Raw genomic sequence first — 16,332 nt, forward strand, 5'->3', positions numbered from 1 at the left:
CGTCTGTCCTCCAGAACGCACTACTCAGAATGTAGAGGCCGTACGGTTCTGCTGATCACGCTCGGCCACCCAATGCTCGATCAGGTCGCGCAGTTGCGACAGCTCGACCGGTTTGGCCATGTGCCCGTCCATGCCCGCCTGGCGCGCGCGCTCTTTGTGCTCGGCAAGGATGTGTGCGGTCAACGCCACCACGGGGGTGCGAATCCGCTGGTTGCCCACTTCCCAGGCACGCAGTTGCTGGGTGGCGGAGAAGCCGTCGAGGATCGGCATTTCACAGTCCATCAGCACCAGGTCGTAGCGCTGTGCTTTCATCGCCACCAGGGCTTCTTCGCCATTGCTGGCGGTGTCCGGTTGCAGGTTGAGCTTGCCTAGCATGCCGCGTATGACCTTGGTCGAGATGCTGTTGTCTTCGGCCACCAGAATACGGAAATCGCTGGGCACTTTGACGGGAAGGGTAGGGCCGGTGGGCAGCTGCTGCGAGACGGGCAAGCCTTTGTTGCGCTGGTTCAGTTCGTCCGCCAGCGTGGTCTTGAGTGTATAGCCGGCCACCGGTTTGGCGAGAATGCGTTTGATCCCGGAGTTGCGCGCGATGATCTTGCTCGGGGCGTTGCTGATGCCGGTGAGCATGATCAGCAGAATGTCGTGGTTCAGGCTCGGGTCTTCCTTGATTTTGGCGGCCAGTTGCATGCCGGTCATGCCGGGCATGTTCTGGTCCAGCAGGACCACGTCGAAGTAATCGCGCAAGTGTGCCTTGGTGCGCAGCAGCGCCAGGGCCTCCTTGCCGGACGGCACGGCGCTGACATTCAGGCCCCAGGCGCTGCACTGCTGCACCAGCACCTTGCGGCAGGTGTCGTTGTCGTCCACGACCAGTACGCGTGCACCTTGCAGCGGGCTGTCCAGGTCCGAGGTCGGATGTTCGAGACGGTCCGGGTCCAGTGGCAGGGTCAGCCACAATGTGCTGCCCTGGTTGGCGCCGCTCTTGATGCCGAACTCGCCTTGCATCAAACGGATCAGTTGACGGGCGATGACCAGCCCAAGATTGCCCCCCAGGCTGGTGGCCGAGAGAAAGTGTTTGCTGTGCAGTTCGGCATGCATCAGCGCGTCGCGTTCTTCCGCCTCCATGGGCTGGCCGCTGTCCTGCACGGCGATGCGCAGTCGCGGTTTGGCGCTGCGCTCATCCAGGGCGACGACAATCAGGATCTCGCCTTCGTCGGTTTTCTTCAGGGCATTTTCCAGCAGGCTCAGCAGGGTCTGGCGCAGACGTGTCGGGTCTCCGCTGATGACGCGTGGTACCTGCGGCTGGATAAAGCTGATCAGCTCGACGTTCTGCTGTTCGGCCTTGGCGCGGAAGATGCTCAGGCAATCTTCGATCAGGGCGTTGAGGTCGAACTGCACGTCGTCCAGTTCGATCTGCCCGGACTCGAGTTTGGAGATGTCGAGAATTTCGTTGATCAGTGTCAGCAGCTCGTTGCCGGCGCTATGGATGGTCTGCACATAGTCGCGTTGCTTGACCGACAGCGGTGTGCCCAGCAGCAGTTCAGTCATGCCCAGCACGCCATTCATCGGGGTGCGGATTTCGTGGCTGATCTTCGCCAGAAATTCGGCTTTGGCGTTGATCTCGGCGTTGCTCGCGGCCAGGTCGCGACTGACGCTGAAACGGTCTTCGGTGATGCTTCGCTGTCGCTCGCCCAAGGCAATACTCATCAACAGGCCACTGATACAGATAAACACCAGCAAAATAATGATCAGGCCTTGCGGAGCGACAAGGGTCAGTCCCTGCAGCGCGGGCAGGATAATCAATGTGCCGAGGTTGAATACCACCATGGCCGCCACGAACAGGCGCGCCGGGCGATAACCTTTTTGCCAGTGATGCGCACTGACGAACAACATGCTCAGGCCTGCCAGGGCAACCAGCCCATAGGTGATCAGGTTCAGCGGCAGGGTGTTGACGAACAGCAGCAGCAGGCCGCAGGCCACGATGAACAGGATGTTCCCCAGCAGCAACTTGTTCAGCGGGTGGGGGCCGAGCGGAGCGAAGAAACGGTAGGCGAACATCAGGCCGCAAGGCGCGGTCATCAGCAACGCGAGGTAGGCACCGGGTGTTTGCACGGCGGACCAGTTCGGCAACCATGGCCGGGCCAGGTTCAGCAGCAACACCAGGCTGAGCATCAGCAGCCCTTCGCACGCTGCCAGCCAGAGGCTGCTGCGCGAGCGGGTGTAGATGTAACGGGTCAGGTTATGCAGGATCAGCATCCCGAGACAGCCAAAGAGCAGGCCGTAGATCAGCGTCTGGTACTGAATGGCCGCGGTCATGACCGCCGATTGCAGGGTGATGTAAGGCCGCAACTGGTGTTCGGAGACCAACCGCAGGTAGACGTCGAGAGTTTTATCGCTTTGTGGCAGCGGCAACATGAAGTCGCTGCTGGGGAGGGGGCGCGTAGCCTGGAGCTGCCCGCCACCGGTATTCAATTGATCGATCAATTGGTCGCCGTCGAGCACATACAGATTGAGGTGCGACAGGTCCGGTGCGAACACTCGCAGCAACTGTTCATGCTTGCCGGGCGCGAGCCTGAAACGCAGCCATAGCGCGCCATCGGGCGCGGCCGCGGTGAGGCGGTCGAGTTCGATGGGGCTGAATTGATTGGTGTAGCGGTTGGAGCGGATGTCGCTCAGCTGCAGGTCGCCCTGTTCGTCGAGCAATACCGCCCAGCCACTGCCTTGCGCGGCCTGGGCCGGGAGCATGCAGAGCAAGGTCAGCAGAGTGACGGTGAAGCCTATGGCAATCCTGAGCCAGCGCACGGCGAAATCCCTTCGTAGGTTGATGCCAGAGTATAACTATGCGCGGCGCCGGAATAGTCAGGCAAGGGCCGCAAGCCCTTGCCTGGCCGGATGGAGGGCTTATTCCTGATTTTCGCCACGCTCGCGGGCAATGGCGCGGTAGCCAATGTCCTTGCGATAGAAGCAGCCTTCCCAGTCGATTTTAGCCGCCAGTTTGTAAGCCTGCTGCTGGGCTGCATCGACGCTGGTGCCCATGGCGGTGGCGCACAGTACGCGACCACCGGCGGTCACCACTTGACCGTCCTTGAGCGCAGTACCGGCATGGAAGACTTTGCCTTCCAGTGCCGCGGCTGCATCCAGGCCGTTGATGGCAACGCCTTTGGCGTAGTCACCCGGGTACCCGCCAGCGGCCAATACGATGCCGACGCTTGGACGTGGATCCCATTGCGCTTCGACCTTGTCCAGCGCTTGCGCCAGGGCCGCTTCGACCAACAACACCAGGCTCGACTGCAAACGCAGCATCACCGGTTGGGTCTCAGGATCGCCGAAACGGCAGTTGAACTCGATAACTTTTGGGTTACCAGCCTTGTCGATCATCAGGCCGGCATAGAGGAAGCCGGTGTAGACGTTACCTTCATCGGCCATGCCACGCACGGTCGGCCAGATCACCAGGTCCATGACCCGCTGATGGACTTCGGCCGTGACGACCGGGGCCGGGGAGTAAGCGCCCATGCCGCCGGTGTTCGGGCCGGTATCGCCGTCGCCGACGCGTTTGTGGTCCTGGCTGGTGGCCATCGGCAATACGTTCTTGCCGTCAACCATGACGATGAAGCTGGCTTCTTCGCCGTCCAGGAACTCTTCGATCACCACGCGGGAACCGGCGTCGCCAAACGCGTTACCTGCGAGCATGTCGCGCACCGCGTCTTCGGCTTCGCCCAGGGTCATGGCGACGATCACGCCTTTGCCGGCGGCCAGGCCATCGGCCTTGATCACGATCGGTGCGCCTTTTTCACGCAGATAAGACAGGGCCGGCTCGATCTCGGTGAAGTTCTGGTAGTCGGCGGTCGGGATCTTGTGGCGCGCCAGGAAGTCTTTGGTGAAGGCTTTCGAACCTTCCAGCTGAGCAGCGCCAGCGGTCGGGCCGAAGCAATCCAGACCACGGGAGCGGAACAGATCGACGACACCGGCGACCAGCGGCACTTCCGGGCCGACGATGGTCAGGGAAACGTTCTTCTCCGCGAAATCTGCAAGCTGCTCGAGGGCGAGCACGTCGATGGCGACGTTCTCGCACTTGGCTTCAATGGCGGTGCCGGCGTTGCCCGGGGCCACGAAAACTTTCTGCACGCGCGGATCCTGAGCCACTTTCCAGGCCAGGGCGTGTTCACGGCCACCGCTGCCAATGATCAAAACATTCATTTCAAAAAACCTCGGATGACGCTAATTCTGTGGGGACTGATCGTTCCCATGCACTGCGTGGGAATGCCTCTACGGACGCTCCGCGTCCAAGGGACGCGGAGCGTCCCGGGCTGCGTGCCCACGCAGAGCGTGGGTACGATCAAACAAAGAAATCAGTGACGGAAGTGGCGCATGCCAGTAAAAACCATGGCGATGCCGGCCTCGTCTGCAGCAGCAATCACTTCGTTATCACGCATCGAGCCACCTGGCTGGATCACCGCAGTGATACCGACCTTGGCCGCGTTGTCCAGACCATCGCGGAATGGGAAAAAGGCGTCGGAGGCCATCACCGAGCCTGCTACCTGCAAACCGGCGTGTTCAGCCTTGATCGCAGCGATACGTGCAGAGTTCACACGGCTCATCTGGCCGGCGCCGACGCCGATGGTCTGACGGTTCTTGGCGTAGACGATGGCGTTGGATTTAACGTACTTGGCGACTTTCCAGGCGAAGATCAGGTCGTTGATTTCCTGTTCGCTCGGCGCGCGTTTGGTCACCACTTTCAGGTCTTCGCTGCCGATCATGCCGATGTCGCGGCTCTGCACCAGCAAACCGCCATTGACGCGTTTGTAGTCCCAGGCCGGAGCGCGATCAGCCGACCACTCGCCACAGGCCAGCAGGCGTACGTTGGCTTTCGCAGCGACGATGGCGCGAGCTTCTTCACTGACGGACGGGGCGATGATCACTTCGACGAACTGACGTTCGACGATGGCCTTGGCGGTTTCAGCATCCAGCTCGCGGTTGAACGCGATGATGCCGCCGAACGCCGATTCGGTGTCGGTGGCGTAGGCCAGTTCGTAGGCCTGACGGATGCCGCCTTCGGCGTCCGGGCTCACGGCCACGCCGCACGGGTTGGCGTGCTTGACGATCACGCAGGCCGGTTTGACGAAGCTCTTCACACATTCCAGCGCAGCGTCGGTGTCGGCCACGTTGTTGAACGACAGCTCTTTGCCTTGCAGTTGGGTCGCGGTGGCGATGCCGACTTCGGCAGGCTTGGCTTCCACGTAGAACGCCGCGCTCTGGTGCGGGTTCTCGCCGTAGCGCATTTCCTGAGCCTTGATGAACTGGCTGTTGAAGGTGCGCGGGAATTCGCTGCGATCTTCGGTGCTGAGGGTTTCAGCCGCCTGGTTCACGGTGCCCATGTAGTTGGCGATCATGCCGTCATAGGCGGCGGTGTGTTCAAAGGCCTTGAGCATCAGGTCGAAGCGCTGAGCGTAGGTCAGGCCGCCGGCCTTGAGGTTTTCCAGCACGTTGGCGTAATCGCTGGCATTCACCACGATGGCCACGTCTTTGTGGTTCTTGGCTGCCGAACGGACCATGGTCGGGCCGCCGATGTCGATGTTTTCGATGGCGGTCGGCAGGTCGCAGCCTGGCTTGTTGATGGTGGCTTCGAACGGGTACAGGTTGACCGCGACCAGATCGATCGGCTTGATGCCGTGCTCGTTCATGATGGCGTCGTCGATACCGCGACGACCGAGGATCCCGCCGTGGATTTTCGGGTGCAGGGTTTTCACCCGACCGTCCATCATTTCTGCGAAACCGGTGTAGTCCGCGACTTCCACTGCGGCAATGCCGTTGTCGCGCAGCAGCTTGAACGTCCCGCCGGTGGAGAGGATCTCGACGCCCAGGGCTTCGAGTTCTTTGGCGAATTCGAGGATCCCGGTCTTGTCGGAAACGCTGATCAAGGCGCGGCGGATCGGCAGGCGGGTAGTCTGGTCGGTCATTTCGATGTCCATCAAAAGCAAAGGAGTCAGCAAAAAAGGCGACCGGTTTTACGCGGGCGCCTTTCTGGTTTGATTGAATGCTTACAGCAAATCGTACTGCTTGAGTTTCTTGCGCAGGGTGCCCCGGTTCAGCCCGAGCAGCTCACTGGCCTTGGTCTGGTTGCCCTTGACGTAGTTCATCACGCATTCGAGCAGGGGAGCCTCGACTTCGGAAAGCACCAGGTTGTACACATCCGTGACGGCAGCGCCCTCAAGGTGGGCGAAATAATTGTGCAGCGCCTTCTCGACACTCCCGCGAAGGGTCTGACCTTCTTCGCTCGGCGTATTGAGGTGCTGTTTCAAATTCACGTTGTCGCTCACGGGTGTTGTTCCACTCACTAAAGTCTCGGTCATCATCGTCATGCAGCCACCCCTTCTCCGTCCCCTGTCAGGCTCTTGTAGCGTTCGGCGAAGAAGGCCCGAACGTAGGCGCATTGTGCTTCCGTCTCTTGCAAACGATTGAAGTGGGCGCGGAACTCCCTGGCGCCCGGCAAGGTTGCGAGATACCAGCCCACATGCTTGCGAGCTATGCGCACGCCCATGACGTCGCCATAGAAGGCATGCAGCGCAGCCAGATGCTCAAGCAGAATACGTTCCACCTCGATCAGTTCCGGTGCCGGGAGTTTTTCGCCGGTACGCAGATAATGGTCGATTTCACGAAAAATCCATGGCTGCCCCTGGGCCGCCCGACCCACCAACAGACCATCGGCACCGGTCGCGTCGAGCACGTACCGGGCCTTCTCGGGCGAATCGATATCGCCATTGGCAAAGACCGGAATCGACACTGCCTGCTTGATCGCGGAAATGGTGTCGTACTCGGCTTCACCGGTATACAGATCGGCACGGGTGCGGCCATGCACCGCCAGCGCCGTAATGCCTGCCTGTTCGGCGATCTTCGCCACGGTCAGGCCGTTCTTGTTCGCCCGGTCCCAGCCGGTGCGGATCTTCAGGGTGACCGGCACATCGACCGCGGCCACCACGGCCTGCAGGATCTCGGTCACCAATGCTTCATCTTTCAACAGGGCGGAGCCGGCGGCCTTGTTGCAGACCTTCTTCGCCGGACAGCCCATGTTGATATCAATAATCTGTGCGCCCAGTTCGACGTTGGCCCGGGCTGCATCCGCCAGCATCTGCGCATCACCACCGGCGATCTGTACCGAGCGGGGCTCGGGATCGCCTTCGTGGATCATGCGCATCCGCGATTTGCGGGTGTTCCACAAGCTCATGTCGCTGGTGACCATTTCCGAGACTACAAGGCCCGCGCCCAGTCGTTTGCACAGCTGACGAAAGGGCTGATCGGTGACGCCCGCCATGGGGGCGAGAATCAAGCCGTTGTGCAATGTATATGGACCGATGCGTACCGCCGACATAGGACTTCCCTGTAGTGGGGCCGGATCATGAGAGTTCGAAAAAGGGTTGGCATGATACCCGCTCTCGATGACTGGATAAAGGCTGAATTGAACAAAATCTGAACAGTTATTCTGTTATCGCCAGCGGTTTGGTTGAGCCGTCAAAGTCAGAAAACTGCCGTCAAGCCTGTAACGCTTGAACGTTTCACTCGGGGGAATGGAAGCTCAGGCTGTAGTTCACCGCTTTGGGGCCTGGATCGAGAATGTCCAGCGCGATATGGATCGGCGTTTGCGGCGGCATTTCCGCCAGGCCTTCGAGGTCGCCGTTGAGGTACTCGCCGGGCTTGAAGCGACGGCTGGCGATCAGGTGGCCGTTGAGGTCGGCAAAGCGCAGTTCCAGCAGCGGGAAGGGCTGGGAGAAAGGCGCACGGTTGTAGATGATGGCATCGACCACCAGTGCACCGTTGAAGTCTGGGTGGCTGCGGACCACCAGGTTGCTGCTTTTGACTTTCGCGATGTCGACCTTGGACGGCACGGTGCAGCCGATGTGCGGGCACAGTTGCTGGAACCATGGACGGTACTGGTCCTGGCGTGCCAGTTCGTCGAAGTGGTAAGCGACGTATTGACCGGCGAGGCCGGCGGCGCCGAGCAGGATCAGCAGCAGCCAGAAAAAGCGCCGGCCCCAGGGGGAGCGACGTTTTTGCCAATCCAGTTGCAACGGGTCGTCTGTCAGATCCTCGAATGCTTCCGCGCGCAGGGCTGGGTCGTTGCGTTCGCGCCGCTTGCGCAGAGGCTCGACCGAGGGCAGGTCGTCGTCGACTGCATCGGGAGTCGCCGACAGGCTGCCAAAGGGGATCGGGGCGTCGAGCGGGTCGTGCAGGCGCAGCTGTTGGATCTCGGGCTCGTCGTCCAGATCGGCGGGCTCCAGCGACAGCGAAGGCTCGGTGCGCGAGTGTTTGCTCGGCTCGATCGTCGGTTCTGGCGGGGGCGCGTCGGCGGTTTTTGCACGATCGGCGGCCGATTCACTGAAGAGGCTGTCGGACCAGGGATCCTGATCGTGCTCGGTGCTATCGCGGCGAGCGCTGAGGCTGTCTTCGCGGGGCCGAGTGAATTCCGTTGTTGGCTGGATTTCCCGCTGTTCGAGCCGGGCGAGCTCTTCGTCCAGGTCCAGGCTGTCCAGGTCCATTTCGGCAGCGGTCCATTGCTTTTGGCTGATGGCTCGCTGCACGGGCGGTTCGACGGGCGCCGGCGCAACCGGTTTGACCGTCTCCTTGCTGGCCCGCTGCTCGAGTAACTGCTTGGCGGCATTGAATACCTGCAAGCACGAGCCGCAACGAACCACTCCACGGGCCACGCTCAACTGAGCATGGCTGACGCGGAAGCTGGTTTGGCAATGCGGGCACTGGGTGACGAAGCTGTCGGTCATGCGGCAATCCGGTTTATGCAGGCGCTCATTCTAGCGCCGACGGCCAGTAATGCGTACCCAGCCGTCGCGATTGGCAATTGGGTCCAGATCGAAGTCCTGGGCGTAGGCGGCAGCGACTTCCTCACCTTGTTCGGCGAGGATGCCCGATAATGCCAAACGACCGCCCGGCTTGACCAGGCTAGACAGTTGCGGCGCTAGCGAAACCAGCGGGCCGGCAAGAATGTTGGCCACCAGCACGTCGGCCTGAACCTGTGGCAGGTCTTGCGGCAGATACAGCGGGAAACGTTCGTCAGCAATGTTGTTGCGCCCGGCATTGTCGCGGGAGGCTTCCAGCGCCTGCACGTCGATGTCGGTGCCGACGGCTTGCTTGGCGCCCAGCAACAGCGCGGCAATCGCCAGAATCCCCGAACCGCAACCGAAGTCGAGCACGTTGCAACCTTTCAGGTCCTGACCGTCGAGCCATTCCAGGCACAGCGCGGTGGTCGGGTGAGTGCCGGTGCCGAACGCCAGGCCCGGATCCAGCAGCAGGTTCACCGCGTCCGGCTCAGGCGCGGCGTGCCAGCTCGGGACAATCCACAAGCGCTGACCGAAACGCATCGGTTGGAAACCGTCCATCCAGCTGCGTTCCCAGTCCTGATCTTCGATGACTTCGCTGTGATGCTCGGGCAGCGGGCTCCCGGTCAGCAACTCGAGATGGGCCAGCACGCTGGCGGCTTCGGTGCCGCCTTCGAACAGCGCCAGCAGGTGCGTGTGCGACCACAGCGGGGTGGTGTTGAGTTCCGGTTCGAAAATCGGCTGATCTTCGGCGTCCATGAAAGTCACCGACACGGCGCCCACTTCAAGGAAAGCGTCTTCGTAGGTTTCGGCTTGTTCTGGGCTGATGGCGAGACGGACTTGCAGCCAAGGCATGGCGGGCACCTTTGAAAAATATAGATTGCAGCCTAGCGGGCTGCGAGAAGCGCGCAAGTTTACGCGAGCGCGAGGCAGAAGACGACAAGGCCGATACATGCATGCTTTTTGTAGGAGCGAGCGGTGCGTCGACCCGACTTGCCCGCGAAGGGCGCGCCTCGGTACTGCTGATGTATCGCGGCGTCTGGTTCGCGGGCAAGCCTCGCTCCTACAAGGGCGGAGGTAATCCCCAGAAACAACAAAGCCGCTCGAAAGCGGCTTTGTTGATCGGCTAAAGCTTAGTGCTTATCGCCAGCCAGCTTATGTTCCAGGTAGTGAATGTTCACGCCACCTTTGCAGAAGCCAGCATCACGGACCAGATCGCGGTGCAGCGGGATGTTGGTCTTGATTCCGTCGACAACGATTTCGTCCAGCGCATTGCGCATGCGCGCCATGGCTTCGTCACGGGTTGCGCCGTAGGTGATCAGCTTGCCGATCAACGAATCGTAGTTCGGCGGAACGGCATAGCCACTGTACAGGTGCGAATCGACGCGAACGCCGTTGCCTCCTGGAGCGTGGAAATGCTTGACCGTGCCAGGGCTAGGCATGAAGGTTTTCGGGTCTTCGGCGTTGATCCGGCATTCCAGCGCGTGGCCGCGGATAACGACGTCATTCTGGGTGTACGACAGCTTGTTGCCAGCGGCGATGCTGAGCATCTCCTTGACGATGTCGATGCCAGTGACCATTTCCGAAACCGGGTGCTCTACCTGGACACGAGTATTCATCTCGATGAAGTAGAAGTGGCCGTTTTCGTACAGGAACTCGAAGGTGCCAGCGCCACGATAGCCGATGTCGATACAAGCCCTGACACAGCGAGCGAGGACTTCCTCGCGTGCGTTCTCGTCGATGCCCGGTGCCGGCGCTTCTTCGAGAACCTTCTGGTGACGACGTTGCAGCGAGCAATCGCGGTCACCCAGATGAATCGCATGGCCCTGGCCATCGGAAAGCACCTGAACTTCCACGTGACGTGGGTTGGTCAGGAATTTTTCCAGATAGACCATCGGGTTGCCGAACGCTGCGCCCGCTTCGGAGCGGGTCAGTTTCGCCGAGGAGATCAGGTCTTCTTCCTTGTGAACTACGCGCATGCCGCGACCACCACCGCCGCCAGCGGCTTTGATGATCACCGGATAACCGACTTCGCGACCGATGCGCAGAGCGGTTTCTTCGTCTTCAGGCAGTGGGCCGTCGGAACCCGGAACGGTCGGAACGCCGGCAGCGATCATGGCGTGCTTGGCCGATACCTTGTCGCCCATCAGGCGAATGGTCTCGGCTTTCGGGCCAATGAACGCGAAGCCGGAGTTCTCGACCTGTTCGGCAAAGTCGGCGTTTTCCGCAAGGAAACCGTAGCCTGGGTGGATGGCGGTAGCGCCAGTCACTTCAGCGGCGGCGATGATGGCCGGGATGTGCAGGTAAGAGTGCGCGGCCGAGGCCGGACCGATGCAGACGGATTCGTCTGCCAGGCCCAGGTGCATCAGCTCTTTGTCAGCCTTGGAGTAAACGGCGACAGTCTTGATGCCCATCTCTTTGCAGGCACGCAGAATCCGCAGCGCAATCTCACCGCGGTTGGCGATCAGAACTTTTTCCAACTTCGCAGTCATCAAAGTTTCTCCGCGGTTCAAACGATGGTGAACAGCGGTTGGTCGTACTCAACCGGCTGGCCGTCTTCGACGAGGATGGATTCGATCACACCGCTGGCTTCAGCTTCGATGTGGTTCATCATCTTCATGGCTTCGACGATGCACAGAGTGTCGCCTTTCTTCACGGTCTGGCCGACTTCAACGAAGGACGGCGAGGACGGCGAAGATTTGCGATAGAAAGTGCCGACCATCGGCGAACGGGCAACGTTGCCGTTCAGCACAGGCGCAGCCGGAGCTGCAGGAGCGGCGGCAGCAACCGGGGCAGCAGCGGCGACAGGCGCCGGCGCCGGAGCATGCATAGGAGCGGGAGCGTAGTACTGCTGAGCCGGCGTCTTGCTGTGACGGCTGATGCGTACGGACTCTTCGCCTTCCTTGATCTCGAGCTCGTCGATACCGGACTCTTCCAGCAATTCGATCAGTTTCTTAACTTTACGGATATCCATGAATCATCAACTCCCAAGGGTCGGTCAGGGGCGTTTAACGCTTGTTGTTCAAGCCGTTGCCTGTCTTTCAAGCTGCTCTAGTGCGGCCTCCAGGGCCAGTCGATAACCGCTGGCGCCAAGGCCGCAGATCACTCCCACTGCTACGTCGGAGAAGTAAGAGTGATGGCGGAAAGGTTCGCGTTTGTGCACGTTAGACAAATGCACTTCGATGAATGGGATGCTCACTGCCAGCAGCGCGTCACGTAATGCGACACTTGTATGCGTAAAAGCTGCTGGATTGATCAGAATGAAGTCCACACCTTCGCCGCGAGCAGCGTGGATGCGATCGATCAATTCGTATTCGGCGTTGCTTTGCAAGTAGAGCAAATGGTGGCCGGCATTGCGCGCCCGCTGTTCCAGATCCTGATTGATCTGCGCCAGCGTCGTTGCACCGTAGACGCCCGGTTCCCGGGTGCCGAGCAGGTTCAGGTTGGGGCCGTGTAAAACCAATAGGGTCGCCATCGGCTGCTCCTTTGTGATCTGTGTGCAATTGTCAGAACCCGCCGACTATGCCGCAAAGCCTTTGTGACTGTCCAGTTCTATGCAATAGCCAGCACGATGGCCGATGTTTACGCGAAATATGTGACCGGGTCGTTAAATCCGGTCATTTGCTTTCGCAACACGTTCAGCGAAGTTCTTCGCGCTGATCTCCCCGATCACCCGCACATCGACACGTTCGATACCATCCCTGCCGAAAAACATCAGCGCCGGAGGACCAAATAGCGTGTAGCGGTCGAGCAGGGCGCGTTGTTCGGCGTTGCTGGCGGTGATGTCGAAACGGATCAATCGATAGCCTTTGAGGCTTTCGATGACCTTGGCATCGTTGAGAACTTCGTGTTCGATGACTTTGCAACTGATGCACCAGTCGGCGTACCAGTCGAGCAGCAGCGGCGTACCGGAGGATTTGGCTTCGGCGAGAACGCGGTCCAGTTCGGCTGGGGTGGTGATGGTTTGCCAATTGCCGACGATGTGCGGTTGACTGTTGCTCGCAACATTACGCGGTTGACCAATGGGGTTGAACGGATCGGTCTGGCCGCTGAAGGCGCCGTACCAACAGGCCAGGGCATAAAACAGCAGGAACATCCCGAGCAATTGTCCCAGGCGTTTTCTTGGCGGTTTATAGACGAATTCCAGCGCGCCCATAAACAACCCGACGCCCCCGGCGAGCAAGCCGATCAACAGCAAGGTGATCTGGCCCGGCAATACCCGACTGAGCAAAGCAATCGCCAGCCCGAGCAGTAGCACCCCAATCGCGTTTTTCACGTAGATCAGCCACGGACCGCTTTTCGGCAGCCAGGCCGCGCCGCCGGTCGCTACCAGCAACAGCGGCGTGCCCATGCCCAGGCCGAGCATGAACAGTTTCAAGCCGCCGCCCAGAGCGTCGCCGCTGGCGCTGATGTACAGCAGCGCGCCGGCCAATGGTGCCGATACACACGGCGAAACCAGCAGGCTCGACACCACGCCCAGCACCGCCGCGCCCCACAACGAACCACCCTCGGTACGCCCGGCAATCCGGTCCAGGCGGCTGCTGATGGCGTGGGGCAGTTTCAGTTCGAAGACGCCAAACATGGCCAAGGCGAACACCGCGAAAAACATCGCGAACGGCACCAGCACCCAGGCCGATTGCAGGCGCGCCTGAAGATTCAGCTGCGCGCCGAACATTCCCATCAAGGCACCGAGCAGGGCGAAACAGACAGCCATCGGCAGTACGTAAGCCAGCGACAGATTGAAGCCGCGTAAACCACCGACCTGCCCACGAAGAACCACCCCGGAGAGGATCGGCAGCATCGGCAGCACGCAGGGGGTGAAGGTCAAGCCCACTCCTGCGAGAAAAAACAACGCCAGTTCGCGCCAGCTCCAGGATGTGGTGGCGGCCCCGCTGCCATCAATACTCAGGCGTTCGGTCTCGGGCGGGTAACACAAGCCTTTGTCGGCACAGCCCTGATAGGTCACGGCCAGCGTAAAGGCGCGGGAATCGGTGCGCGGCAGTTCTACATCGAGAATCCCGTGGTAAACCTCGACATCACCGAAGTACTCATCGTGCTTTTGTTCGCCTTTGGGCAGTTGCGCCGCGCCGAGGCCAATGTCGGCTGGTTCGGCGCGAAACTGGAAGCGATGGCGATAGAGGTAGTAGCCCTCGGTGGCGACGAAGCGCAGCTTGATCGATTGCGGCGTGCTTTCTACCAGGCTCAACTTAAAGGCTTCGCGCACCGGCAGGAAATCAGCGCTGTTGTTGATCGAACCCAGCGTGGAACTGGGCCGACTGTCCAGCAACCCGGCGGCAGGGGCCGGCAGGGCGAGCACTAAAAACAACAGGCAGAGCAAACGGCGCATGACAATCTCGCGTATCGAAAGTGTGGGCATGATAGCGGACGGCGACGCGTGTTGCCTCGTAACCCCATCCTGTAGGAGCGAGGCTTGCCCGCGAAGAACGATTACACGGTCCCTTGGTAAACCGCATTATCGTTCTTCGCGGGCAAGCCTCGCTCCTACGGGGATGATGTGGTCTTTCAGACCCGAAAGGCCTGAACGGCCGTATGCAACCGTCCACCCAGCACCAACAAATTCTCCCCTTGCTCACGCCCCTCGCCGATGCGCAGCAAGTTATCCCCACCCAATTGGTGAATGCGCTCACTGTGATCGCGGATTTCGCTGACAGCGCCGCTCTGCTGGGCGGTGACATCGGCGATGCGCACGGCGGTGTCGGAAATGGTCTGGATCGCCCCGACGATTTTATCCAGCGCGCCATCGGCCGCCTGAGCCTGATTGGCCGTGGCTTCGGCGTGTTCGACCTGAGCGCGCATACCTTCGACCGATTGCCGCGCGGCGGTTTGCAGGCCTGCGATCAGCGTCTGGATTTCGGCGGTGGCGCCGGCGGTGCGTTGCGCCAGTGAGCGGACCTCTTCGGCCACTACCGCAAACCCGCGGCCCATTTCGCCGGCACGGGCTGCTTCGATGGCGGCGTTCAGGGCCAGCAGGTTGGTCTGGTCGGCAATCGAGCGGATCACCGTCAGCACACCGCCGATGGTCGCCGACTCTTCAGCCAGATGTTCGATCATCTGCGCATTGCCTTGCACTTCGCCCACCAACGCATGCAGCCCGGTAAGGCTTAGGCCGATCACTTTCTGACCGTGTTCCACCGCAAGCCCTGCATGGCGGCTGGCGTTGGCAGCCTGGCTGGCATCACCGGCGACTTGTTGAATCGTCGCCTCGAGTTCACCCAGAGAGTCGCGGATCAACGCGGTGTCGCCAGCCTGATGCTCGGCGCCGCTGTGCAGGTCATTGCTCAATTCGGCCAACGTTCGGCTGCTACCGGCGACTTGCTCGGCATTGAGGCGAATGGTGCCTACCAGGTCGACCAGATAGGCGCGCAAGCGATTGAGCGAGGCTTGAATGTCATGCAGTTCGCGGTTGGTCGAGCCCAATTGAATGTCGCGGCTGAAATCACCTTCGGCCCAGGTCGACAGCGCCGGGGCGAGGTTGGTCAGCGTTCGAGCGAGGCGTCGCTGCAAGGTATCGATGAGCAATGCGATCAACAGGATCAGCCCGATCATCACCCCTTGCATCAACCGCACTTCGCTCTGGATCTGCCCGTGCTGGGCGCGCACCACCGGTTCCAGCCCGGCGATGGACTGCTGCACGGCGGCGATTTTCAAATGAGTCGCGGTGCTGAGGTCGGCGCGTTTCTGGATTTGTTCGCGAGTACGCGCCAGTTCCGAAGGGTAGCGGGTGAGCAGGCTGTTGAGTTCGCGTTTGAGGCCGACGCCGGCATCTTCGGCGACGGTTTTCTCGGTGTTATCCAAACCCATCATCGCGGCGAAATCATCGGTGTTCGATTCGGTGCTGGCGGTTACACCAAGCAGCGGTAAAGCGTCCAGTTGCTCGGCTTGAGTGCGGATGTTGGCGACTTCGCGTTCGACGTCGGCGGCCAGTTCGCTGCGACCACTGCTGACCAGTTTGTCCCGGGCCAGTGACAGTTTGCCCAGATGTTGGGAGGCAACGAGCAGGGGCGTCAGGTACGCCGCATTACCGCTGGCGTATTGGCTGAGCTGATCGAGGCTGGCGCCGAGTTCGCGTTCGGCTTGGAGCAGCAGCGCTTGCGGGTCGCCCGCGAGTTTGCCAGCAGCCAGCAGGTCGGTTTTGCTGAATTCTGCCAAATTCGACAGGCTGGGGCGCAAGGTATCGGCCAATGCCGGTGGCAACTCGCCGAGTTCCTTTTGCAAGGCATCGAGGGCCTGGCTGGCGCTGCTCAGGCGCAGGGCATTGCCGCTGGCCAGGTAATCCTCGACGTTGCGCGCCACTTCATTTTGGAACTGCTGAGACAGGCCCAGGTAACGCTCCATCAACAGATAGGGGCGCTCCAAGGCTTTTTGCGACCACCAGAGCGTGGCGCCAAGGGCCACACACACGGCGACCAGAAGGAGGGTATTGAGATTGGTCAACAGCTTCAGGCGCATTGTGGTCTACCAACGGCAGAATGGTAAGTGCCTGAACTTA

The 16,332-nt window shown here is 60.7% G+C and carries 13 protein-coding genes; 1 reads left to right on the plus strand and 12 read right to left on the minus strand.

From position 1 onward, the window contains the following. Nucleotides 1-24: 24 nt before the first annotated feature. The 7 genes from NHU87_RS20615 to prmA form a co-directional block, all read right to left on the minus strand. Complete coding sequence (locus NHU87_RS20615) at nt 25-2,799, minus strand: hybrid sensor histidine kinase/response regulator (RefSeq protein ID WP_253552088.1); 2,775 nt, start codon at nt 2,797-2,799, stop codon at nt 25-27. Between the two features lie 99 nt (nt 2,800-2,898). Continuing rightward, on the minus strand, nt 2,899-4,194 hold the full coding sequence (gene purD, locus NHU87_RS20620) for a phosphoribosylamine--glycine ligase (protein WP_253552090.1): 1,296 nt from the start codon (nt 4,192-4,194) through the stop codon (nt 2,899-2,901). Nucleotides 4,195-4,346: 152 nt separating this feature from the next. Continuing rightward, the gene (gene purH, locus NHU87_RS20625; RefSeq protein WP_253552092.1) at nt 4,347-5,954 is read right to left on the minus strand and encodes a bifunctional phosphoribosylaminoimidazolecarboxamide formyltransferase/IMP cyclohydrolase; all 1,608 of its coding nucleotides are present in this window, start codon (nt 5,952-5,954) and stop codon (nt 4,347-4,349) included. 81 nt (nt 5,955-6,035) lie between these two features. Beyond that, nucleotides 6,036-6,356, minus strand: coding sequence for a DNA-binding transcriptional regulator Fis (gene fis / locus NHU87_RS20630; RefSeq protein ID WP_007907419.1), 321 nt, complete (start codon nt 6,354-6,356; stop codon nt 6,036-6,038). Then, nucleotides 6,353-7,363 carry a tRNA dihydrouridine synthase DusB gene (dusB, locus tag NHU87_RS20635; RefSeq protein WP_253552094.1) on the minus strand — a complete coding sequence of 337 codons (1,011 nt, stop codon included), beginning with the start codon at nt 7,361-7,363 and terminating at the stop codon, nt 6,353-6,355. The genes fis and dusB overlap by 4 nt, the downstream gene beginning before the upstream one ends. A 184-nt stretch (nt 7,364-7,547) precedes the next feature. Continuing rightward, nucleotides 7,548-8,768, minus strand: a complete 1,221-nt coding sequence (locus NHU87_RS20640) for a DUF3426 domain-containing protein (protein ID WP_253552096.1) — start codon at nt 8,766-8,768, stop codon at nt 7,548-7,550. Nucleotides 8,769-8,798: 30 nt separating this feature from the next. Beyond that, entirely contained in the window at nt 8,799-9,677 is an 879-nt protein-coding gene (gene prmA / locus NHU87_RS20645; protein ID WP_253552098.1) for a 50S ribosomal protein L11 methyltransferase, read from the minus strand. 11 nt (nt 9,678-9,688) lie between these two features. Here prmA and NHU87_RS20650 point away from each other — a divergent pair, with 11 nt between their 5' ends. Then, a complete protein-coding gene (locus NHU87_RS20650; protein ID WP_253552100.1) occupies nt 9,689-9,952 on the plus strand; it encodes a hypothetical protein in 264 nt (87 codons plus the stop codon). A gap of 3 nt (nt 9,953-9,955) precedes the next feature. Here NHU87_RS20650 and accC read toward each other — a convergent pair whose 3' ends face one another. From accC to NHU87_RS20675, 5 genes are all read right to left on the minus strand, one after another. Continuing rightward, on the minus strand, nt 9,956-11,314 hold the full coding sequence (accC, locus tag NHU87_RS20655; RefSeq protein WP_253552102.1) for an acetyl-CoA carboxylase biotin carboxylase subunit: 1,359 nt from the start codon (nt 11,312-11,314) through the stop codon (nt 9,956-9,958). Nucleotides 11,315-11,331: 17 nt separating this feature from the next. Next, nucleotides 11,332-11,796 (minus strand): acetyl-CoA carboxylase biotin carboxyl carrier protein, encoded by a 465-nt coding sequence (accB, locus tag NHU87_RS20660; RefSeq protein ID WP_253552104.1) that lies wholly within the window; start codon nt 11,794-11,796, stop codon nt 11,332-11,334. 48 nt (nt 11,797-11,844) lie between these two features. Continuing rightward, on the minus strand, nt 11,845-12,297 hold the full coding sequence (aroQ, locus tag NHU87_RS20665) for a type II 3-dehydroquinate dehydratase (protein WP_007937215.1): 453 nt from the start codon (nt 12,295-12,297) through the stop codon (nt 11,845-11,847). Between the two features lie 132 nt (nt 12,298-12,429). Then, on the minus strand, nt 12,430-14,169 hold the full coding sequence (locus NHU87_RS20670) for a protein-disulfide reductase DsbD (protein ID WP_253552106.1): 1,740 nt from the start codon (nt 14,167-14,169) through the stop codon (nt 12,430-12,432). 176 nt (nt 14,170-14,345) lie between these two features. Beyond that, a complete protein-coding gene (locus NHU87_RS20675) occupies nt 14,346-16,292 on the minus strand; it encodes a methyl-accepting chemotaxis protein (RefSeq protein WP_253552108.1) in 1,947 nt (648 codons plus the stop codon). Nucleotides 16,293-16,332 lie beyond the last annotated feature (40 nt).

Source organism: Pseudomonas mandelii (genome assembly GCF_024138395.1).
Taxonomy (GTDB): domain Bacteria; phylum Pseudomonadota; class Gammaproteobacteria; order Pseudomonadales; family Pseudomonadaceae; genus Aquipseudomonas; species Aquipseudomonas mandelii_E.